Raw genomic sequence first — 23795 nt, 5'->3', positions numbered from 1 at the left:
ATGGAAATACATGGAAGATTGTTTGTGGAGGGGCGGGAATAGTAATGGCGGGGGCTTAACCCCCGCCATATGAATATTAACTAAACGAAGGTTGCTGCACTAAATGTTGGCTGCTTACCTGTTGGGTGATGTTGTAAATAAGACCGGCATTGTGCGACAAATACTCCGGGTTAAACATTTCAGGATGTAAGCCTTCACCCTGGTGAATATGAAAACCATTGGTGGTACTTTCTTCCCAGTCACGGTTTGTTTCCGGAGTACTCCATTCCTGTTTGGATTTTACAATATGTATCCGGGCATTGATGGTACCAGGATCTGTTTTGCCATTCATATATTTACAATAGCCGGCAATTTTACTCATGGTATTTTTCTTCAGTGTTTCCAGGTAATCCGGGTCTACTGAAAATATGGACCAGTCTACAATGTCATAATAAGCCTGAACGGTGGCTTCTATTTCTTCCGGCGTTTTTTCCTTCGGCGCCCAGCGTTTGAAGCTATCTATAAGAATAACATCAGCGACTTCTCTTCCTTTTGCTTCCAGTTCTTTCGCCAATTCGAAAGCAAAATTACCTCCGGCAGAATAACCCATCAGTATCAATGGCAGGTCTGGCTGCATTTCATTCATCACGGCCATGTATTGCTCCAATCTGTCTTCATGTTCATGGAAATGAAAACAACAGATGCTGTGATTGGGGAAATACTCTGCGAGCGCGGTGTAAATGAAAGAGTAGCCGATAGCAGGAGGGAAGCAAAAGATCGTTTGTGGTTTTCCTGCATTTACCACGGAGTAAAATTCTTCCGCGGATACGCTGCCGAATTCGCTGAGCATTTTTATTTTATCTGCCAGCGCTTTAATGGTAGGGTAGGTAAATGCGGTGGTTAATGGAATGTTGATCTCCAGTTCTTTTTTAATCCTGTTCAATACCTGGATTAACCGGATGGAGTTACCACCTATTTCAAAGAAATTATCGGTGGTGCCAATGCGGTCGATACGGAGTACCTCGCTCCAGATGGCGGCCAGCGTTTTTTGAAGGGGCCCTACTGGTTCTTCGAAAGGTTTGTCTGCGGCTTCCTGTTGCTGTGCCAGTTGTTCCAACGCTTTTTTATCTATTTTGCCATTGGTGGTCAGCGGCATCTTCGGCACGTAAATGCAGAAAAGCGGCAACATATAGCTGGGCAGGCGATCAGCCAGGAAGGTACGGATAGTAGAATAACCGTATTCCCTGTCAGATTCATAAAAGGCAGCGATTTGTTTTTCTCCTTTGATATTGGTGACAATGGCAGCTGTCATGCCAATGCCCTCCATTTTGCCGATTGCATTTTCAATTTCGCCCAGTTCAATGCGGTAGCCCCGTAGTTTTATCTGGGTGTCTTTCCGTCCAAGACATTCGATACGACCATCTGCCAGCCATCTTCCTATATCTCCTGATTTATAAATTCTTTCGGAAGATAGTTTTTCATCACGGAAATATTTTTCATTGGTCAGCGCTTCCTGGTTGCAATAGCCTCTTCCAACCCCTGATCCTGCCACATATATTTCTCCTACCACATTGATCGGTTGCATTTGTCCATGGTTGCCTATAATGAGGATCTGTTCATTTAATAGTGGCTTTCCAATGGTGATCTTATTATCTTTTACCTCATCAGTAGTGCTGTAGATACATGTTTCAGTGGGACCGCAACTGGTAAATATACGGGTGTTTTTATGCCGCCTCAGCGCATTGAGCAGCTCTACCGGCACAGGCTCACCCCCGGTAATGACTGTTTTGATACCTCCTATGATCCCCAGACCCACTGTTTGGAGGAATAAAGAAAAACGGGAAGGTGTCATCTGTAATACGTTTACCTGGTGTTCCCGGATCATCGCTTCGATTTTTGGGAAATCATTTATTTCCTCATCATTGGCGAGCAGCACACATACGCCGGAAAGCAGACTGCATAATATTTCCAGCACAGAAAGATCAAAAGTGATGTTGCTGATAGCCAGAATTTTATCGCCAGGTACAATGCCATAAACAGGTCCGAAATTCCTCGTGAAGCCCGTTACATTTCCATGCTCCAGCATAGCTCCTTTGGGAACACCTGTAGAACCGGAAGTATAGATGATGTAGGCCAGGTCAGCAGGAGTGATGGATATCTCTTTCAGTTCCTGTTGCAGTGTTGGCTGCCGTTCGGCATAAATATTAAATACGGGCAATGAGAAATTAAAATCTTTGTCTGCAACGATCATATTGCATCCGCTGTTGCCAAGTATGTACTCAATGCGTTGTGCCGGGAAATGTGAATCCACAGGCACGTACGCCGCGCCGGTTTTCAGGATAGCGAGCAAAGTGACGGGCATATCCAGGGTTCTTTGGAGCATTAAAGCTATTTTATCTCCCGGCTGCACGTTGTACACTTCCTGTAAATAAATGGCGAGTGCGGTGGATTGCTGATCCAGCTCTTCAAAAGTTAAGCTGCCATTGCTGCTGGTGACCGCTGTTTGTGTTTTTTGTTGTAAAGCCTGTTCGTACCATACCTCGGGTATGGTTACGGCCGGCACATTTTTCTCAGGGCTGCCTCCAAATGCTTTGAGCACCTGGATTTCTTCTTCATCTAACAAAGAAATCTGCTGTAATGGAATGGCCGGCTGGTCTATAATCTGTACAAGGATATTATAGAAATGTTTGGCCAGCCTTTGAATAGAAGCTGCTTCAAACAGCCCTTTATTATAGTTCAGCACGAAGTCAATATCCTCCCCGTTCTGCACGGCCAGGAAGGTAAGGTCAAACTTAGCCACACTGATATTTAAAGGGAAGGGAGCAAATTTCAGCGTATAGTTTTCTTCGCTGTTTTGTTTGCTGATAAACTGGAACAGTGTATCAAATAGTGGCGTACGGCTTGGATCCCTTTTGAGCTGCAGTGCTTCCACTAATTCTTCAAATGGGTAGTCCTGGTTTTCGTAGGCAGAAAGCGCCGTCATTTTTATTTCTTCCAGAAACTGTTCAAATATTTTCTCTGCTGCAGGATAACTCCGGATGGCGAGTGTGTTCACAAACATGCCAATCACGGGCTCCAGGTCGGCATGCGTGCGTCCAGCCACCGGTGTGCCTACGGTGATATCTTCCAGTGAAGTATATTTTGACAGGAGAATATTATATACCGCCAGCAGCAGCATATTGAGGGTAACGCCTTTTTCGCTGGCAAACTGAAGTGCCCGGGCGGCTGTGGCCTCATCGACTTTAAAGGAATAATCACTGCCTTCGAATGTTTGTGACAATGGCCTAGGGAAGTCGAAAGGCAATTCCATCACCGGCAATTCACCTTCAAACTGCTGCATCCAGTATTGCTTTTGCCGCGAAATAACACCCGTAGCAGACAGGGATTGCTGCCAGGCTACGTAGTCCTTGTATTGAACAGCAGGTTCCGGTAATGTGGCGCCATCATATGTTTCCCATAGTTCCCGGAGAAATGTTCCCATCGACACTTCATCACCAATGATATGATGCATGTCGAACAGCAACAGGTATTTGTCCCGGCTCACTTCATATATGGCTGCCCGGAGGAGCGGCGCTTCGCCCAGTTCAAATTTCCGGATGAAGGTGGCTACCTCGGCAGGAGCATCCTCTTCTTTACCCTGGGTATGTTTTAAATGAAAATCAATTTTGTCGTGTATAATCTGCACTGGTTCTCCGTTTACCATGGAGAAAGAAGTACGTAAGGTTTCATGCCTGTTGATTAATGACTGAAAAGCCTTTTCCAGTCCTGGTACGTCGAGGTCACCTTCTATCCAGCAACCGTTCCACATATTATGACTGATTTCCGCTCCTCTGAAGTGATTAATTACAAACACCCTTTTCTGGGCAGAAGAGAGCGGGTAGTGTGCTTGCGGGCTAATCCTGGGAATAGACACAAAACGGCTGGATAAGGAATTGTTCACCTGGTTGGCCAGCGAGCGGATAGTAGGATATAGGAAAATATCTTTTAAAGAGATATCTACCGCAAAGGTTTTCTGTATCCGCGAAACCAGTACCATCGCTCTCAGGGACTGACCACCCAACTCGAAGAAATGATCAAGTACGCCAATGTTGTTTCTCTTTAAAATATCCTGCCAGATAGCAAGCAAGGTGCTTTCCGTTTCGGTGGCCGGGGCTTCTGTAATGATGCGGCGACTATCTATATATTTCAGCGGATCCTGCAGTGCCTTTTTATCAATTTTGCCGTTAGGCGTTACCGGAAGATGTTCCAGTAAAATAAAATGAGCCGGCACCATATAGTCAGGGAGTTGCTGTTTTAAAGCATCTTTCAAACCGCTTAGTTCTTCTCCGGATTGACTGGCATACCAACACACCAGTTCTTTTTCATTTTCCTGACCGAATACGGTAACCACCACTTCTTTTACCTGTGGCTCGCGCAAAAGGATACTTTCAATTTCCTGTAATTCTATTCTGTATCCCCGTACTTTTACCTGGTCATCTTTTCTTCCTAAAAATTCAATATTACCATCGGGGAGCCAGCGTACGATATCGCCTGTTTTGTATACCCGTTCACCGGTGTGTGGGTTGGTAATAAATTTTTCGGCGGTGATGTCTGGTCTGTTCAGGTAGCCTCTTGCCACGCTGTGGCCTCCTATCCATAGTTCGCCTGGTAATCCTGCGGGAACTAACTGATGCGAGGTATTACAAACATGATAGGTATAGTTTAACAGCGGTTTACCAATGGGCGTGTTACCGGTAGCAGGCAGTAATTCCAGCGAAGTTTCGTAGAAGCCGGAATCAACACATGTTTCTGTAACGCCATAGCTGTTGAGCACCCTGATGCCGGGAGCATATCTCTCCATCAGCTTCCTGAAGTAGGTTAGCAGGCAGGTATCTGAACCAAGTATTAACAATCTTAAGAAGCTGATATCCTTTTGATGCTCATGCGTGTAATCCATCAGGGGGGCTATCAGGGCCGGAGTAGACTCGAAGAAGTTGATCTGATGTGATGATAGCAGGTCATACAGCGATTTAGGATCCAGGCGTGTTTCAGAAGGACAGATAATCATGCAGTCGCCATTGGTGATGGTGCGCACCACATCGCCGGTAAATACATCAAAAGAGAAACTGGCCATTTGGAGCATACGAACTTCGAATGTATCCAGCTCATAGGCTACGCGCCAGGCCTCCGCAATATTGCTTAACGCTTTGTGTTCCACCATTACTCCCTTCGGCCTGCCGGTAGTACCGGAAGTGTAGATCACATAGGCCAGCTGTGTGGGGCTGATGGCTTTTTTTACAGGAATGGCAGATTGTTGCGCGATTTCTTCGATCAGTATCCCTGATGGGTAAGTACTTTTTCCGGCGGCATCGGTCAGCATCATTTTAGCGTTACTATCGCTTAACAGGTATTCAATCCTGTCCAATGGATATTCCGGATCAACGGGAAGATAAGCAGCTCCTGCTTTTAATACCCCCAGCATACTCACCACCATCCACTCTGAACGTTCTACCATAATACCAATGATATCTTCCGTTTGGGCGCCTGATGCCTGTAAATGAGCGGCTATGTTACCGGATAAACGATCCAGTTCTGCATAGGTGATGTTTTTCTCTTTGAAAACGATCGCGATATGCTCCGGCTTTTCTTTTACATGTACGTCAAATAGTTCGAGGATATTTTTTTCTGCTTTAGCGCCGGGGTTATATCCAAAAGTGCTGAGCTGTTCCAACTCGGATGCTATTACAAACTGTAGTTCCCGCAGTGGTTTATTTTGCGTCAGTACCTGTTGGAGTATATGATGTACCCGGCTCAGGTAATTTTCTCCGTTAAATATTTTTTCGTCATAATCGATCTTTAATTCAAAAGATGTTTCCTGCTCCAGCACCCTCAGTTCCACATGGTTATCAAGAATGTTGTACACCCGTTTTAGGGTACCCATCCTGGTTTTGGTATCGGGGTTTACAAAATGCTGATAGTTGTAGAAGAAGGATAATGGCTCATCTCCGATGATATGGTTTTGCAGTGCCAGGGAAATGTGCCGGTAAGGATTCGCGTCTCTTTTCTGTTGTTGCAGGTAGGCGCAGAATTCATCGAAGGAGGTTGTTTCGTTAAAGGATTGCTGTGTTATGAGCAATGGGAAAACGTGCGAATACACTCCCAGTGTATCCATTTGCTGTCTGCTGCGTCCGGCTATATTTTCTCTGATACAGAAATCATGATCGGCGTTACAGTAGTATTTTGCCAGCAGTGTAAAGATGGCCTTAAAGAATATATGTGGTTTTATACCATGTTCTTTGCCATAGCTGATCACGCGGGAAGCCTCTTCGCCGGCGATGGTGAGTACATCCGCAACGATGGCATTTCTTCCAGGCAATGTGCCGGAGTAAGATAATGGCTGTACCTCCGATAATTGCCGGCGCCAGAAATTTTCGATGGCGGGCGTATCAAACCGGGCCAGGTGATCAAAAACATCGTGTCCATATGGGATGTGCGTTTCTTCACTGACTTTTCCTTCCTTCAGCAAATGATAAGCTTTGTCAATTTTTTCAATCAACAATTTGAAGGAGGTGCCATCAGTGAAAATATGATGCGCACTTACGGCTGTCACATAATGATCGTGGCCGATCCTGAAGAGGTAGTGTTTAAAATGCGGTTGGTGGATGTCCTGGTTTTCATCGCAATATTTTTTTATCAACGGATAAATATCTTCGGCATCTTTTACTTCTCCACTGATATCAGCATAGCGGAAGGGGGGAATCATCTCTTTTCTCACGCCCTGGAAAACTTCCGCATCCTTTGTGATGACGGTAGAACGCAGGCTATCTTCCTGCCGGGTAACTGTTTTGATGGCTTCTTCCCATAGTGGTACTGTTATCTCTTCTTCTATCTCAAAATACGCCAGCGGCCGGAGGGTAAATCCTTCCGGGTTTATTATGCAGGTGAAGTAAATATCCCGTTGGGTAGTGTTAAGCGGATAAGCTGCTTCGTAAGTGTTTTCATCTATACCCAGGTATTGGAACAGCTGTTGTTTGTTTTCGTAAGAAAACGAATTTTCGCCGTCACCATCTCTGTTGAGATCAATGGCATCCAGCCGTACAGAAGGAGTGGAGGCTACTGTTTTCAGGATGGTGAGGTAATGCGCCGCCATTTTTTCGATGGTAGACGTTTTAAACAAACTTTTTGAGTAGTTGAAAAGCACCTGCATTTCTCCATTGGCTTCCAGGATAGATGCTGACAGGTCGAACTTTACACTGGCCTCTTTCATGTCCATTGGCAACGGGGTTAAAGACAGGTTGCCGTTGGCCCAGGACTGCATTTCTATGCTGTGATAGCCGAACATGGTATCGAACAGCGGATTTTTGTTTACATCTCTTACCAGTTGCAGTTCTTCCACCAGTTCTTCCATCGGGTACAGCTGATGATCCAGGGCGGAAAAGAAAGTATCTCTCAGCTGTTCCATTAATTGTGTAAATGGCTGCTGCATATCCACCGCGCACCTGATGGGCAGGGTATTTACAAACATACCGATCATCGGGTCGAGGTCGCGATGCACGCGGCCAGCTACTGCAGTACCCACAATGATATTCTTTTGGCCGGTATAAGTTGCCAGTAGCAGGTGATATGCGGCCATTGTAAGCAGGAAAATGGTACTTCCTTCTGTATTGACGATCTGCTTCAGCCTGGAAGCTGTTTCCTGGTCGATAGGAGCGAAATGAAGACCGCCTTCGAGGTTTTTATCATTGGAGCGCGGATAATCCAGTGGCAGGTCCAGTGCTATCTGCCGGTTGGTAAATGTTTCAAGCCAGTATTGTTTGTTATCATCAAAGGCTTTGGTTTTACTGTAGGCAGCCAGCCAGGCAGCGTAGTCTTTATATTGAATTTTCAGCGGAGGCAATGGGTCAGAATGATAAGCCGCCATGAGCTCCTGCATAAAAATATTCATGGATATGCCATCGGAAATAATATGGTGCATGTCCATCAGCAGGAGACCGGATGCTGTATCTTTCTCAATAAACAAAGCCCGCAACAACGGTGGTTTACTCAAATCAAAGGGTTGTACAAAATTGGTCACATACTGGTGTATGTGCGGATCCGTATCCTGTTTAACAGGAATTTCAAAAGAAACGTTTTCAGTGACATGCTGCATGATGTGTTCTTCTGAAAAACTGAAGCCGGTTCTTAGTACAGCTTGTCGTTTGATGACCGTTTTAAGTGCGGTTTCCAGTTTTGCGATATCTATCTGCCCTTCCACGCGGAATACGGTAGGCATGTTGTAGTTGGTTGCCGCCTTATTCAGCAGGTAGCTCAGGTATATGCCCTGTTGTGCAAAAGAGGCAGGGTAGGCAGGAGAGGGCGGAGCAATAGGAATGTCAAACTGTACTGCCTTGCCGGCCTGTTGTATATAGGTAGCCAGCTGTTTGATAGTGCCGCTGGAGAATACCTGCCGCAGTGGTACTTCTACCTGAAGATCCTGTAGTATAACCGTAATCAGCTTGGCAGCCTTTAAGGAATGGCCGCCTAAGGCGAAGAAGTTATCGTTTACACCTATTTGTGTGGTATTTAAAATTTCTTTCCAGATAGCTACCAGTTTTTCTTCCAGTGGGGTAGTCGGTTCATCTTCTTTGCCCAGTACCCGTTGTTCATTTTCAGGTCGTGGCAATTTGCGCCGGTCTGTTTTTCCATTGCTGGTAACGGGCATTTTGTCCAGCATCATAAACCTGGAAGGGATCATATACGCCGGCAGCCGGAGGGATAAGTATGTGACGATATCCGCAATCGCGATATCGGCGGAGGGCACGATATGGGCACATAGATATTTGGCTTCCATCTCGTCTTCGAAGGCGCTTACAACCGCTTCCTTTATTGCAGGGTGGCTTTGTAAGGCAGCGGCTATTTCTTCCAGCTCTATCCTGTAGCCTCGGATCTTAACCTGGTTATCTTTTCTGCCAATAAACACAATATTGCCTTCCGGCGTCCATTTGGCCAGGTCACCGGAACGGTACATTTGCTGCCCTTTATGATAAGGATCAGCTACGAATTTGGCGGCAGTCAGTTCTTCATTGTTCAGATAACCCTGTGTTACGCCGGGGCCTGCCACGCATATTTCACCGGGTACGCCTACCGGCAACAACTCCTGCTCATCATTGAGGATGTAGATGCGGTAGTTGGGGATTGGCTGCCCGATAGAAACATTTTCACCTGTAGGAGGAATTGCTTTGTAGCGCAGTACACTGGAAATAACGGTTGTTTCCGTAGGTCCGTAAGCGTTAATGATGTCCAGTTCCGGTATTAACGTAGCGTAATCATACAGCAGGGTATCTTTGATAGGCTCCACTCCCACAAACATCTTCCTCAGGGGAATAGGTGTGGTCTGCTCCTGCAGATGGGTATAAAGGTCCTTCAGCAACACGGGTGGTACGTAGGCGTAGCTGATGTTTTCGTTGACCAGGAAGGTCGCCAGGCGGGCAGCATCAAATAGTCTTGTTTTATCCAGTACCACAAGTGTAGACCCACTGGTCAGTGCCACAAATATTTCTGCTATACTGGCATCAAAGGAAATATTTGAAAGCGCCAATACGCGATCGGTGGTATTGAAGCCTTTTTCGAAAACACATTTATAGGCCAGCACGAAATTGGTAACGCCACTTTGCTTTACCACAATTCCTTTTGGTTGACCGGTAGAACCAGAGGTGTATATGATATAGGCGGGATCACCGGGGTCGTTGCTGGTGGAGAGATCAACGAGGTTGCCATGACCTGTAATTTCATCCAGCAATAATACGGGTTGTGGATCCTGCTTAAAATATTCCTGTTTTTCGATTAACACATTTTTAGTGGTGAGGATCAGTTTTGCGGAACTGTCTTTCAGAATATACTGAATACGTTCATCCGGGAAATCAGCATCTACAGGCAGGTAGGCGGCACCAGCTTTTAAAATCCCCAACATGCCGGTAATCATATGTTCCGACCGGTCGCAAACCAGCGCTACTACATCTCTTGCACCAATTCCTTTTGCCTTCAGCTGTATGGCCAGTTCCAACGCCCGTTGCTGCAGTGTATGATAGGTGACCTGCCTGCCCGCAAACTCAACAGCCACTTGTTCGGGATGCCGCTGCGCCTGTTTTTCAAATAATGCAAGGATGGTCAGATCTTTTTCCGGAAAGTCAATCATGTTATCATTAAACTTTTCGGTTAACAGCTGTTTTTCTGCAGCTGATAAAAGTGGCACTGCTGCTACCCTGGCAGATGGATTGTTGACAATAAAGTGAAGTATATGTTGTAAATGTGCTCCCATCTGCGCAACAAACCAGGACGCATAATGATGGGTATGTTGAACAGACAGGTTAAAAGACGCTGTTGTTCTATCAATAGTAAAAGATAGTTTAGACGCTTCCTGGTATTCATTTGCGCCGGTTAATGGCAGATATGAAAAAGCATAGTTAAAGAGGTATTCTGTTGGCCCAACCAGCGTATCATATTTCTCTGAAAATTTCTCAAAGGAATAGTCTTTATGACGGTAAGCTTCTTTCAGCTCTTCCTGGAAGGCTTGCAGCAGCTGCCTGATGGTGCTGTCGTTATGGATAGCAGTGGCTAAAAATAAGGGAGCGGTGGTGGGCTCTTCCCCGGGTAGTTTGGGGGCTGGACCTGCCATCAGTATCTCTTCTGCTGCGGTGTATTTGTGGATGAAGATGTATATAGCAACGGAAAAGAAAGCATAGATGGCAGCGTCCTGGTCGTTACATATTTTCCTGAGCGTTGTTGCCACGGTATCATCGAGCAAAAACGACCGGGAGAGGCGACCGGACTTAGCGGGATTCGTGGTAGTGGCAGTTATTTCTGATAGTTCCAGCCTTCCGGTTTTGTCCAGCCAGTAATCAGTTGCAATTTTATGTTGAAGGGCCTTGTTCATGGCAGTAATATTTTTTATTTGAAATTTTCAGTAATCCAATTAAAAATTAAAAGCAAAATCCAGGTTGTTAGGCGCATGGATTGTTTCCGCTGCAATTCTGAAGGAGCATTCGCCGATGGTACGCGCAGGATTAGCCAGGATATTATCCAGCAGCGCCAGGATACGTTCTTTCATCAGCAGTATTGTTTCTTCTTCGAAGAGGGCCGTGTTGTATTCCAGTTTCACCGGCCAGCTGCCGGGTTGTTCATTGATCTCCATCACCAGGTCAAACTGGGCCGTGCCGGTTTGCATTGGGTAACCAGAAATGGTCAGATCACTACCCAGTTGTATGGCGGGGATCTCTATATTCTGGAGCACAAATACTACATCGAACAGCGGGTTGCGGGACGGATCTTTTTTTGCGTTCAATTTCTCCACCAATAAGGCGAAAGGGTAGTCCTGGTGCTCATAGGCGTTGAGCGAATTTTCTTTTACTGCTTCGAGTAACCCGGTAAAAGTTTTATGACTGGCGGGTTGGTTTCTCAGCACGAGTGTATTTACAAACATGCCCACCACGTTTTCCAGGTCATTATGCGAACGGCCGGCAATAGGAGACCCTATGATGATATCTTCCTGACCTGTATATTTATGCAGCAGTACATTATAAACAGCCAGCAGTACCATGAATGGTGTGGTACCGGTAGTTGATGCCAACGCCTGGATACCTTGTACCTGTGCGGCAGAAAGTTCAAAGCGGAGGTTGTCGCCGGTAAAGGATTGCGAAGCTGGTCTTGGTTTGTCAGTTGGTAATTGCAGTATGGGCAGGCCGTCGGCAAATTGTTGTAACCAGAAGTTTTCCTGCTGCAACAGTGTACCATTATCAAACAACTGTTGCTGCCACACCACAAAATCCTTGTATTGGATTTTTAATGGAGACAGTGTTTCTCCATGATATAACTTCACCAGTTCATCAATGAATACGCTCATGGATACACCATCGGATACAATGTGATGCATGTCGAACAGCAGCAGGTATTTATTGGGCGCCAGTGTAGCGAGGCCGGCTCTGAAAAGTGGGGCCTGCGTCAGGTTGAAAGGTTGCAGAAAGCTGTTCCACACTGTTTCCGGATCGTTGCTGTGGGTGATCTGCTGTAAGGAAAAAGTTATTTCCGGATGAACTATCTGTACCGGCTTTGCATTTCTTTCGTGAAAGCTGGTGCGTAAACTTTCATGTCGGTTACAGAGGGTATTAAATACGGCCTCCAGTTTCTGCACATCCGGGGTACCTTCTATCAGCAGGGCGGAGGGCAGGTTGTAAGCCAGCGTATTTTCATTAGCCTGCTGTATCAGCCATAAGCGCCGCTGTGCTTCCGAAAGCGGGTAATATTCCTGTGCCACTGCCGGTTGTATGGCGCGGTAACTTCCCTGCTGCGTGCCATCGGCCAATAATCCATCCACGCCTTTTGCCAATGACCTGACGGTGGCAAAAGTGAAAATGTCCTTGAAGATCAGTTTTATACCAAATTCTTTTTCTATGGTAGATATTACTTTGGTGGCCAGTAAAGAGTGACCTCCCAGTCTGAAGAAGTCATCATCCAGGGAAAGCTCTTCCAGTTTTAAAACAGTTATCCAGATGGCGGCAATTTTCTTTTCTGTCTCCGACCAGTTATCGGGAACAATGGCTGATAATGTTTCCGGTGATGTTTCGGGTTCGCTGACAGCAATGGGAGCGGTGTTCTCTTCTTTTAAACCAGCAGCAGTATAATCCGCTGCAGGTATTATTTCTTTCAGCCAGCAACGCATTTTTTCAAAATGGTAGGCAGGCAGATTTACTTTTCTATGATCGGATCCGGCATAATACTTTTCCCAGTCGATGGGAAATTGCTGGCTGTATAATGATTGGATGATGTCAAGCGGGGATGTTTCCACTGTAGCAACATGATAAAGGAATTCTTTATCCGGATAATGCAGCTGTTGTAAGCCGCGCGATAAACATCCGGCTGGTCCCAGTTCTACGAACAGCACCCGGTTTTCTGCTGTTTCTCTTTCTACGAGTGCCACCAACTTTTGCGTCAGATCGGGAACAGTACTTTCTTCTGAAGTACATTGCCCGATGGCTTCTTCCAGGGACATTTCGTTGAGTGCCACTGCCACTACCAGGTCGCCCGTTCCTATTCCGAGCAGGTGGGTGATGATCATGCCTTTTTCTTCTGCAAACCGGTACAGGGCATATTGTAATACAAAGCGGTTAATGGCGGCATTGGCAACGGTATAATGTTCAGCGCATGCTGCCACATATTTACACAGTCCGGGTTGACTGTCCGTGATCTTTTTTAGTAATGCATCGCTGACGGGGGCATCTCCGGAGAAAAGGAAAATTACTTTTTTTACCGCTTCTTTTGCGTTGCTGACGTTACTGTTATGGAGTTGTTGTATTAATTCTTCTTTAGTGGACGCCGTCACAGAAACCCGGTGCTGATAATGCTTACGGCCACTGTTTAAGGTGAAGCTGATATCTGCCAGAGGCGCGCTATCCGGCTGTGCGAGGTAGCTGGTGAAACTGTTGATATATTGTTGCAGACTGTTAGCTGACTTGGCCGAGAAGTTGAAGAGGAAGGTTCCTGGCGTATCCTGGTTCTTTGCTATCACCGGTGCTTCTTCCAATAGTACATGACAGTTGGTACCGCTGAGACCAAAAGAGCTGACGCCAGCTCTTCTGGGAAAGGGAGCATCCCAGGTTTTAAATGYGTTGTTTACATAGGTCACCGAATGTTTAAAATCGATGAAGGGGTTAGGCTGATCAAAATGGATGGAAGGGTACAACTCTTTATGCTGAAGTGAAAGTACTGCCTTTATCAGCCCGGAGATACCTGCAGCGCCACCGGTGTGTCCTATGTTGCTTTTAACGGCAGAAACGGCGCAGAAATGTTTATCATCCGTGATACCTTTAAACGCGAGATCGATACCGGCAATTTCGATAGGATCTCCGAGCTTGGTGCCACTGCCATGTGCTTCAATATAGGAAACGGTCATGGGATCGATCTTTCCTTTTTCCCATGTTTTTTTGATGACTTCTGACTGGGCCTGGCTGCTGGGTGCAGTGAGACTACCCGATAGTTGCGCGTCCTGGTTGGCAGCACTGCCTTTAATAACAGCATAAATAATATCGTTATCTGCCAGTGCTTTATCCAACCGTTTTAGTAAAACACATCCTATTGCTTCGCCTGCTCCGGCGCCTCCTGCATTGGCAGAAAAGCTCCTTGTTTTTCCATCGGCGGACATAATGCCGAGGTCTGTGCTGTCACTTTTTTCCGCTGGGAACAGGATTAGGCGCACCCCGGCAGCCAGCGCATAGCTGGCGTCGCCAATGAGCAGTTCATTGCAGGCCATATGTACGGCCAGCAGGGAAGAGGAACAGGCGGTATCCAGCATGGCAGCATTGCCCCTGAAATGGAAGAAACGGGAGATTCTGCCGGCGGTGGTAGCGTTGGTATTGCCCGTTATAATGGTAGGATCGAAATGATCTGCCAGCCGGGAGTATTCCTGTTCCGTATCGCCAATAAAAACGGCGGTATCCGTATCATGGAGCGAATCGGGATTATACCCCGCGCTCTCTATTGTTTCATACACTACCTCCATCAGTAAACGCTGATGAGGATCCATATACTCGGCTTCTCCTTTGGAAATGTTGAAAAATTTATAGTCGAATTTGTCAACATCTTCCATAAAACCAATGCCCATGAAATTTTTTCCTGGCGCCATGGTGGTCGCCGATTTTCTTGCTACGGAAAAATCCCTGACACTGTCGCGACCAGCTACCAGGTTACGGCGTAGCTCCAATATGTTGTTGGCTTCGGGAAATCTTCCCGCCATTCCTATGATGGCAATATCTTTCATTATTCAGCAATTGAAAGGTGAATATAGTCGGGGTAATCAACGATCGCATTGGCCGGATGGGCTAACAAAATGCCACCATTATCCAGCTTGCCGGCTTCAGTGAAACCGGCAAATTTATAGGTGATATACATCACCCGGTTTCTGTCTGTAGGCAGAAATTCGGCCTGCAGGATGCAGCCGTTTTTCTTCGCCAGATTGATAACATAGTTCAGCAATACACCCCCCACGCCGCGGGACATTACCCTGCAGGACATGAGTAGCAGTTTCAGTGTCCAGGTATTATTGTTGCACGCTACCATAGCGACGCCTATTTTTCCGTAGGAGCCATATTTATCAGTTAACTCCGCCACAAAAAGATGATGATCGGGAGAGGCTACCAGGGCTTCCAGCTCTTCATATGAATAGGAATAGCCGGTAGCATTTAATTGATTGGTGCGTAAAGTAAGTTCTTCCACCCGTTGTAAATCATCTATAGTAGCCGGTGCGATGGCAAATGTGAGTTGCAGGGATTCCAGGAATTGTTTGTTGTTACCGATTTCCTGTTCTTCCTGGTTCCGTATATCATCGTCCAGGTACATTTTTCTTCTCAGCGATGATTCAGGAGTAATGAAGCGGGGTTTACACATCTGAAGCAGCTGTTCTATGCTATCCACATCCAAACAGGTAACCTGTTCGTGAACAAAGGCTACTTCATCGCGTTCAAAAGGCTGGTCATCTATAAAAATGATGCTATCCATGCCGATATTCAGTTTTTCTTTTATTTTTTGGAGGGAGTTGGATTTCAGGTCCCAGCTAATTTGGGGGTACAGAAAATATTGCCGGATACCAAAGGTCTCCAGTTTTGTGATGGCATCGTCATAATTATTTTTGCTGGCAATGGAATTGATAATGCCCCAGCTGTCGAGTGTAGCCAGGATCTCCGGGATATCTTTCCTTAACGTCAGCTCATCATTTTCCAAAAGTATGCCGTGCCACATGGTATGGTCGAGATCCCATACCACGCACTTGATGGTTTTTTTTTGATTTTTTTTCGGGAGAATATTTTCAATATGGTTAACGGTGTTTCTCATAATGCTTTAGTTATTGTTGTTTACACTTCAATGAGTATGGAGCTCCATGCCGCTACGGGGCTGTTATTCATGATCAGGACTTTCTCCCCTTTCTGGAAAATGCCCGATTCGGTGCCTGTCTGGTAATTGAGAAAAATATCGCCGGCTCCCAGGTGTCCGTACTGCGCAAGATTGATGGCGCAGATAGGGGAGATCCGGATGTCAAAAGCCGACTGATAATATTCGTAGGCGCGTGAAGAAATATTCTGCAGTAAAAAATGATGGATATCTTCTTTCACCAGTTGATTGCTTTTTAGTAGGGCATCATTGATTTCCTTAAACCGGTTTTTGCTTTCGATGGCCAGTTCAAATCCATATTTCCGGGTATCACTACATGCTTCTTTATACTGATCAGCGCTTTTATTTTTGTATTCCAGCTTGAACAGATCCCAGTACTTGCCATTTGTCTGAATACTGATATCCGCAATTTTATGATCGGCTGTTTTGCTGATCAATGCTGCTACACCGCCGTCGCCCATAATGGTCACCGGGTTCCGGAAGCGGTATTGGGAAAACAGTTTGTTACCATAGCAGATGAGTACATGATTCGCTTTTCTGTTGGCCACCAGGAAATCTTTGGCCAGCTTCAATGCCATAGAACTATCGGCGCATCCCAGGTTGGTGATGGCAAAGCTGAGGGCGTTGTCTGCTTTTATTTCATGTTGCAGTCGGGTGGCTTCCGAACTGATAAAGTGTTCCGGCATCCTGCTCTGCACATAAATGATCATGTCTATATCAGCTGCAGCGGTGCCGGTTTCCTGCAACAGTTTTTCAGTGGCTCCTTTGGCCAGCTCATAGCTGCTGATGTTACCGGAATCGTACACGGTATCAATGCCACAGGTAGAAAAGTAGGATAATTCGTTTTCATCGAATGTGGCTTTCTCCTGCAGGCTGTGAATAGATACCGGCGTGCCGGGGGTATATGTTTTTATGGACTGAATGCCTATCATAATACTGAATTATAAAATAGAACTTAAACTGGCGATGCTGTGATCTGCAATCAATATCTGTTGTATTTCCGTAGTGCCTTCGATGATCTCCATGACTTTGGCATCACGGAAATATCGTTGAACAGACATACTGTCGTGGCATCCCAGCGCACCATGTAATTGCACGGCATCACCGGCAATAGTGTTGGCGATCCGGGAAGCGTAGTATTTAGCTATGGACGTTTGTATAATGCTGTTGGGATCTTTTTTATCCCGCAGGTAACCAGCATTTCTGCACAGCAGCGTGGCAGCCTTTACTTCTGTTACCATATTGGTAATCTTTTGCTTGATCAGCTGATGATCTTTTAACAGCTGCCCAAACTGAACACGATTTTTGGCATAATGGATACTGTCTTCCAGGCAGGCCCGGGCAATACCCAAAGACCCGCAGGCAACGCTGTATCTGCCATTGTCCAAAGCGGTGTTGACTACCTGTGGGAGTCCCCAGCCTTTCTTACCCAATATGTTTTCTGCGGGCACGAGGCAATCCTTTAAATGTATTTCCCCGAGCATAGACGCCCTGGTTCCCAGGATGCCGTCTATAGGCTGTATGGTGAGCCCGGGCGTGTTACGTTCTACCAGGAATGCGGTAATGCCTTGTTCTCCGGTGGCAATGATAACGAGCAGGTCTGCTATCTGCGCAAAAGTGATCCACTTCTTTACGCCATTCAGCAGATAGCCATCCTCCGTTTCCAGGTAAGATGTTTTGATGCTGGTCGTATCACTGCCTGCTGTTGGCTCAGAAAGACCGAAAGCAGCCAGTTTATTGCCTGTTGCCAGCAGAGGCAGCCACTTTTCTTTTTGCGCCTTGCTACCGCACCGTAATAACGTTTCCGCTGTTAAGGAGGAATGAACGGTTATCAGGCTGCGGGTAGAGGAACAGGCTTTGCCTATTTCTTCATTCAGCAATCCGTAAGATAGCTGGTCCATGCCCCTGCCACCATAATGTGTGGGAATGGTGGCGCCCAGGTAGCCCTGTGCACCCAACTTCTGAATCAGTGCCATCGGGATGGCTCCCTGTTTGTCGTAGTCGTTGGCATAAGGCTGCAGTTCCGCTTCTACAAAGTGGCTGAACTCTTCTTTGAGCGCTTGTTGAGTAACTGTTAATTCCAGGTTCATCTATAGCTGTCCTTTCTTTTTTAGAATAAATGCTTCGAGGTGATTGACCGTGTTGAAATTTTGCAGATCCAGGTCTTCATTCTCTACGGTGATATCGAAAGTTTTTTCCAGGAACACGACTAACTCCAATGCGAATAAAGAAGTAAGGCCCAGTGTAAAAACATCGTCTGTTTCAGAGAAGCTGATTTCCTGTCCAACACGTTGCTGAAGAAATTCCCTTATGGTTGCTTTAATGCCTGCTTGTGTGGTAACGTCCATGTTGTTGTAATTTTATGAGTGATATAATTTGAAACGCCTGTTCGTTTAGTTCAGGTCGTATTTGTAAAATCCTTCTTTGCTTTTTCTGCCATGCAGTCCTGCATCGACCATTTTTCTCAACAGGGGAGCGGGCCGGAACTTAGAATCGTTATAACTGGCGAGGAGTACATCCAGCGTATAAAGAATAGTATCCAGCCCAATCAGGTCGGCTGTTTCGAGTGGACCCATTTTATGACCAAAACATTCTTTGAATATTTTATCAATGTCAGGAATAGTGGCTACGCCATCCTGCAGGGCAAAAATGGCTTCATTGATGGTCAGCATCAATACGCGGTTGGAGATAAATCCGGGCATGTCGTTTACCACTACCCCCGTCATTTTTACGGTGTGCAATAATGCCTGGGTGGCCTCAATGGTGGCCGGCGTAGTATGATGCCCCCTGATAACTTCCACAGTTGGCTTCAGGTGAACCGGGTTCATGAAATGGATGCCCATTACCTGTTGCGGATTTTTTAAGAAAGCAGCCAGTCTTGTTACCGATACCGCAGAAGTGTTTACGGCTAACAAGGCGTGATCACTCACTATATTTTTTAGTTGTTGATACAGATTTTCTTTGAGAGAAATGTTTTCTGTTATATTCTCTATGATGAAATCTGCGGCAGCTACTGCACCCAGATCAGTGGTAAAGGTTATTTTATCCAATACATTCACAGTGGCGGCCGACTTATGCAGCATTTTGTCCAGCCGTTCAATGTTGCGGATTTCCTTTTTGGCTTTTGCCAGTGCTTCTTCTGAAATATCAGTCAGCGTAATATCGTAATCATATTTTGCAAACTGATAGGCAACACCCTGTCCCATAATGCCGGCGCCTATTACGGCGATCTGCTTGATTGTTGTCATGATAATTGATTTAGAATTCTACTCTTTTTGTTTTAGATGTTTGCCTGGAAACTTTATTCAGGTGCATGGAAATAATAGCAGCCTGTTCTTTGATAGTCGGTTTATCGAAGAGGTCACTGACTTTTAAAGGATTGCCAAATGATTCCTGTATGAGTCCGAGCATATGGATGATCTTAAGACTGTTGCCTCCGATTTCAAAAAAGTTATCCGTAGTACTGATATTATCTGTTTCGAGCACAGCGGTCCATATTTCCAGCATCTTTTCTTCTGCAGCGTCTTCGGGTGGTACTACATCGGTGCCGGGCATTTTCCGGGCGATATCAGGCTCAGGAAGGGCTTTTCTGTCGATCTTTTCACTGCTGGTTAGCGGGAATTTTTCCAGGGTAATGAAAAATGCCGGCATCATGTAAGCGGGAAGCTCTGTAGAGAGGTGCGCCCGTAATACGGCATGATCCGGTGCGGTGGTGCTTACCACATAAGCGCAGAGGAATTTATTACCGCTGTGATCTGTTTTATCTATGACCAATGCCTGTTTAATATCAGGATGTGTCATCAGCTTACTCTCTATTTCACCCAGTTCGATCCGGAATCCGCGGATCTTCACCTGGTGATCTTTTCTGCCAATGAAAGCGATATTGCCATCAGGCAGCCATTTGGCAAGGTCTCCCGTTTTGTACAGCTTTTTACCTGGTTCAAATGGATTGTCCACAAACTTTTCCGCTGTCAGCACCGGATTATTCAGATAGCCTCTGGCCAGCCCTGTTCCCGCAATACACAATTCCCCGGGCACACCTATGGGCACGAGTTGCATATCGTTATTCACGATATAAATCCGGGCATTATAAATCGGCTTACCGATCGGTATATTGATGCCTTTGGGATTCCCTGGTTTAAACCCGTACCAGGAGCAGGCAATGGCTGCTTCCGTAGGGCCGTAGCCGTTAATGATCTGCATGTTTTCATTCAGTGAAATGTACTGCTGCAGCATTGTATCTTTTATAGGTTCCACGCCCACAAATAGCTTATTCAGTGAGATGGGTGCATGACTTTTAAGTGCTTTATAAAGCGGTGGCAGCAAAGAAGGGGGAACATAACAGAAGGTAACATTACTGTTCACTATTACATTCGTGAGCGATTGAACATCGTATACATGTTCTCTGTTCACAATCACCAACCTGGCCCCATTTACCAGTGGAATGAATATTTCCAGTATGCTGGCATCAAACGAAATATTACTCAGACTTAAACAAACATCTGCTGCGCTGAAGCCTGGGTTGTAATTGGCTGCATTTGACAACACGGAATTATAAAATGAATGGTGCTCGATCTGCACACCTTTGGGTTTTCCTGTGGAGCCTGATGTATAGATCACATAAGCCAGGCTGTTGGCAGGACGGTGTATCTTTTCGGTTAACGGTGTAACCACAGCTGTTGGTAGATCATCGAGGAAGATTTTGTTGTCTGCAAAAGAGAGACTATCTGCAAATTTCCGTTGTGTAAGTACCAGCAAAGCGTTGCTGTCTTCCAGCATATACCTGATCCGCTCAGCAGGATAATCAGTATCGATGGGCAGATAGGCGGCACCGGCTTTAAGAATCGCCAATATGCCCGCTATCATGTCCACAGAGCGATCCATGAATACACCTGCTATTTTATCTGTGCCGGCACCTTGGGCGACTAACAGCGCTGCCAGACGGTTTACCTTTTCACCCAGGTCCCGGTAAGTGATGGAGGATTTTTCAGTTGCTACTGCGATGGCATCCGGGAAACGTGATACGCTGTTTTCAAACAGGGAACAGATATCTTTTATTTCTTCGCTTCCGGGCAGGCTCACCTTCATTGTTGTGTTGTTGAATTGCAACAGCTGCTCTTTTTCTTTGGCGGTAGTAATGTCAATATCTCTCAGCCTGATCAGCGGATCAGCGGATACCTGTTCAAGGATTTGAATATAGTGACCGGCCAGTCTCTTAATGGTTTGCCTGGAAAACAGTTTGGTGGCGTATTCTATGCCGGCATCAAATTGTCCGTCTTCTCCGTCACTGATTTGCAGCGACAGATCCATTTTGGCGACATTGTGCTGAATGGCCACCTGCGTCAGTAAGAGGTCTGAGAACAGCAGTTCGTGGTTGTTATCATTCTGGTAGGTAAACATGTAGTCGAACAGTGGGTTCCGGCTCATGTCACGTTTGATATCCATATCATCCAGTAATGCTTCGAATGGATAATCCTGGTACTGGAATGCCCGGAGGGAGTTTTCTTTTATTTCCAGGACAAAATCACTGAATTGTTTTTGGGCTTCAGGGAAATTCCGGAGCGGCAGCGTATTCACAAACATGCCTATCAGGTCCTGTAGATCTGCATTTGAGCGGCCGGCAACCGGAGTGCCTACAATAATATCTTCCTGCCCGCTATATTTGGAAAGCAGGATATTGTAAGCCGCGAGCATCACCATAAAAGTGGTGGCGCCGCCCGATCTGCTTATTTCCTTCACAGCGGTGGCAATATGCGCCGGCACGGTGAACCGGAAAAGCTCGCCTTCATAAGATTTTACAGGTGGCCGTACAAAATCAACGGGCATATTGAGTAAAGCGGTGGCCGCGCTGAACTGTGATTTCCAGAATGCCTGCTGAGAAAGTGCGGCAGATGATTGCAGCCATTTTTTCTGCCATACCCCAAAATCCCTTGTCTGAATAGGCAGTGGCGGAAGTATTGTACCACTATAGCCTGCAGCCAGCTCTTTCAGCAAATTATCCATTCCCACCGCATCTGCTACCACGTGGTGCAGGTCGAACAGGAAATGGTATTGACCGGTACTGGTTTTTACAAGGCTTGTTCTGAATAAGGGTGCCTGAGAGAGATCGAAAGGCTGTATAAAGTCGCGGATAAAGTCTTCCAGCTCATCTTCTTCACAATAGTGCAGGGGTAGATCCACCACTACGTCATCGTGGATGATCTGAATGACTTCCCCCTTTCTGATGTCAAAGGAAGTCCGAAGTATTTCGTGCCTGTTTATCAGTAATCTTATAGCATTGACCAGCTTTTTCTGATCCGGATTTCCGGTGATCGCATATACTGCGGGAATGTTGTAGGAAATACCAGGACCATCTATCTGGTTGAGTATATACAATCTTTTTTCAGCAGCAGACGCCGGATACCAGGATTGTTCCGGGGCCCGTTCAATTACATAGTGTGAAGACGGTGCACTCTCCAGTATACGTGCTGCCAGATCCGACAAATGTGGTGTGGTAAATATTTGCCGGATAGATACTTCCACCTGGAAGTGTTTGTGAATAAGCGCTGTCAGCTGCGCAGCTTTCAGCGACTGGCCTCCCAGTTCAAAGAAATGATCATGCAGGCCTACTCTGGAAACGTTCAATAGTTTCATCCATAACGCCGCCAGTTGTATTTCCGTAGGCGTTACCGGCGCTTCGTAAACGGCGGAAGACAGGTCTGTTTCTTCAGGAACAGGTAATTGCTTTCTGTCTATTTTTCCGTTGCCGGTTAGCGGGAAATGGGTCATCACCATAAAGAAGGCAGGAACCATATAGTCTGGAAGAAAAGCCGCGAGGTGCTTTCTCAGGTCGGCTGCCGTTAGCTTTTCGGCACTGATCACATAGGCGCATAAGTATTTATCGCCGGCAGGATCTTCCCTGTCTATTACCAGCGTGTCTTTTATGGCATCGTGTAACAACAGTTTGTTTTCTATTTCTCCCAGCTCTATGCGGAAGCCCCTTATTTTTACCTGATGATCTATTCTGCCGAGGTACTCAAAATCGCCAGCCGGCAGCATCTTAGCCAGGTCACCGGTGCGGTATAATTTTTCTCCGGGAATATATGGATGATCAATAAATCGTTCAGCGGTCAGTGTTGCTCTGTTGAGATAACCCCTGGCCAGTCCTGCACCACCCACACATAATTCTCCTGCCACTCCGGGTGCCACCAGCTGTTGATCTTTGTCCAATACCAATAAGGAAAGGGTCGGGATAGGTTTTCCAATATTGCTGGTATTGAGATGGATTTCTTTTTGTGTAATCTCTTTATACGTAACATGCACCGTTGTTTCGGTGATGCCATACATATTAATCAGCTTGCAGTCAGGATATTTTTCGGGCCATCCTTTGAGCTTTCCGGGCTTGAGTGCTTCGCCTCCGAATATTACATAGCGTAGGCTGAGGTCCGCTGCTGGTTGCTCCATTGCTGCAGCCAGCAGGTGATAGAAAGCGCCAGGTGTTTGATTAAGTACGGTTACCTGTTGTTGTTGTAATAACTGTAAGAAGTCATTGGCATTTTGTGCAATGATTTTCGGAACAATGACCAGCTTGCCGCCATAGAGCAAAGCGCCATACATTTCCCATACCGAGAAATCGAAACAATAGGAATGGAAAAGTGTCCAGGTATCTTTTTCAGAGAAGTCGAACAGGTTTTTATCGTTGAATAAAAGTCTGACCACATTCCGGTGTTCGATCATTACGCCTTTAGGCTGACCGGTAGATCCGGAAGTGTAAATGATATAGGCAAGATCCTTCGGCTGCACGTCAACAGGTATGAAGGCGACTTCTTCTTCCAGTTGATCCATGAAAATAACAGTGCCGGCGTAGTTGAATGCAGGATCAATGGTCGCCTGTGTGATGAATAACGGGGCGCCGCTATCTTCCAGCATATAGCTGATCTGAT

8 protein-coding genes are annotated in these 23795 nt (G+C 46.1%); all 8 read right to left on the bottom strand.

The window, feature by feature from the left end; translation table 11 throughout:
* Window positions 1-76: 76 nt before the first annotated feature.
* Window positions 77-10870 carry an amino acid adenylation domain-containing protein gene (locus tag AB4Z08_RS00040; RefSeq protein WP_441571717.1) on the bottom strand — a complete coding sequence of 3598 codons (10794 nt, stop codon included), beginning with the start codon at window positions 10868-10870 and terminating at the stop codon, window positions 77-79.
* A gap of 39 nt (window positions 10871-10909) precedes the next feature.
* Complete coding sequence (locus AB4Z08_RS00035; RefSeq protein WP_441571716.1) at window positions 10910-14746, bottom strand: condensation domain-containing protein; 3837 nt, start codon at window positions 14744-14746, stop codon at window positions 10910-10912.
* On the bottom strand, window positions 14746-15816 hold the full coding sequence (locus tag AB4Z08_RS00030) for an HAD-IIIC family phosphatase (protein WP_441571715.1): 1071 nt from the start codon (window positions 15814-15816) through the stop codon (window positions 14746-14748). Before AB4Z08_RS00030 ends, AB4Z08_RS00035 begins: the two co-directional genes overlap by 1 nt.
* A gap of 20 nt (window positions 15817-15836) precedes the next feature.
* Window positions 15837-16805 carry a 3-oxoacyl-[acyl-carrier-protein] synthase III C-terminal domain-containing protein gene (locus tag AB4Z08_RS00025; RefSeq protein WP_441571714.1) on the bottom strand — a complete coding sequence of 323 codons (969 nt, stop codon included), beginning with the start codon at window positions 16803-16805 and terminating at the stop codon, window positions 15837-15839.
* 9 nt (window positions 16806-16814) lie between these two features.
* On the bottom strand, window positions 16815-17963 hold the full coding sequence (locus AB4Z08_RS00020; protein WP_441571713.1) for an acyl-CoA dehydrogenase family protein: 1149 nt from the start codon (window positions 17961-17963) through the stop codon (window positions 16815-16817).
* Complete coding sequence (locus tag AB4Z08_RS00015; RefSeq protein ID WP_441571712.1) at window positions 17964-18221, bottom strand: acyl carrier protein; 258 nt, start codon at window positions 18219-18221, stop codon at window positions 17964-17966.
* A 45-nt stretch (window positions 18222-18266) separates the two neighbouring features.
* Complete coding sequence (locus AB4Z08_RS00010; RefSeq protein ID WP_441571711.1) at window positions 18267-19121, bottom strand: 3-hydroxyacyl-CoA dehydrogenase family protein; 855 nt, start codon at window positions 19119-19121, stop codon at window positions 18267-18269.
* A gap of 10 nt (window positions 19122-19131) precedes the next feature.
* Window positions 19132-23795: amino acid adenylation domain-containing protein (locus AB4Z08_RS00005; protein ID WP_441571710.1), on the bottom strand; the 4664-nt coding region annotated here is incomplete at its 5' end.

Origin of the sequence: Chitinophaga sp. RAB17, assembly GCF_052114225.1 — a bacterium.
In the GTDB taxonomy this organism is placed as follows: domain Bacteria; phylum Bacteroidota; class Bacteroidia; order Chitinophagales; family Chitinophagaceae; genus Chitinophaga.
This window is presented reverse-complemented; position numbering and strand designations above follow the sequence as displayed.

Coding starts and splice junctions, on each gene's coding strand:
- AB4Z08_RS00020 (WP_441571713.1), bottom strand. CDS start 17,963: ATGAACCTGGAATTAACAGTTACTCAACAAGCGCTCAAAGAAGAGTTC.
- AB4Z08_RS00030 (WP_441571715.1), bottom strand. CDS start 15,816: ATGAGAAACACCGTTAACCATATTGAAAATATTCTCCCGAAAAAAAAT.
- AB4Z08_RS00015 (WP_441571712.1), bottom strand. CDS start 18,221: ATGGACGTTACCACACAAGCAGGCATTAAAGCAACCATAAGGGAATTT.
- AB4Z08_RS00025 (WP_441571714.1), bottom strand. CDS start 16,805: ATGATAGGCATTCAGTCCATAAAAACATATACCCCCGGCACGCCGGTA.
- AB4Z08_RS00010 (WP_441571711.1), bottom strand. CDS start 19,121: ATGACAACAATCAAGCAGATCGCCGTAATAGGCGCCGGCATTATGGGA.
- AB4Z08_RS00040 (WP_441571717.1), bottom strand. CDS start 10,870: ATGAACAAGGCCCTTCAACATAAAATTGCAACTGATTACTGGCTGGAC.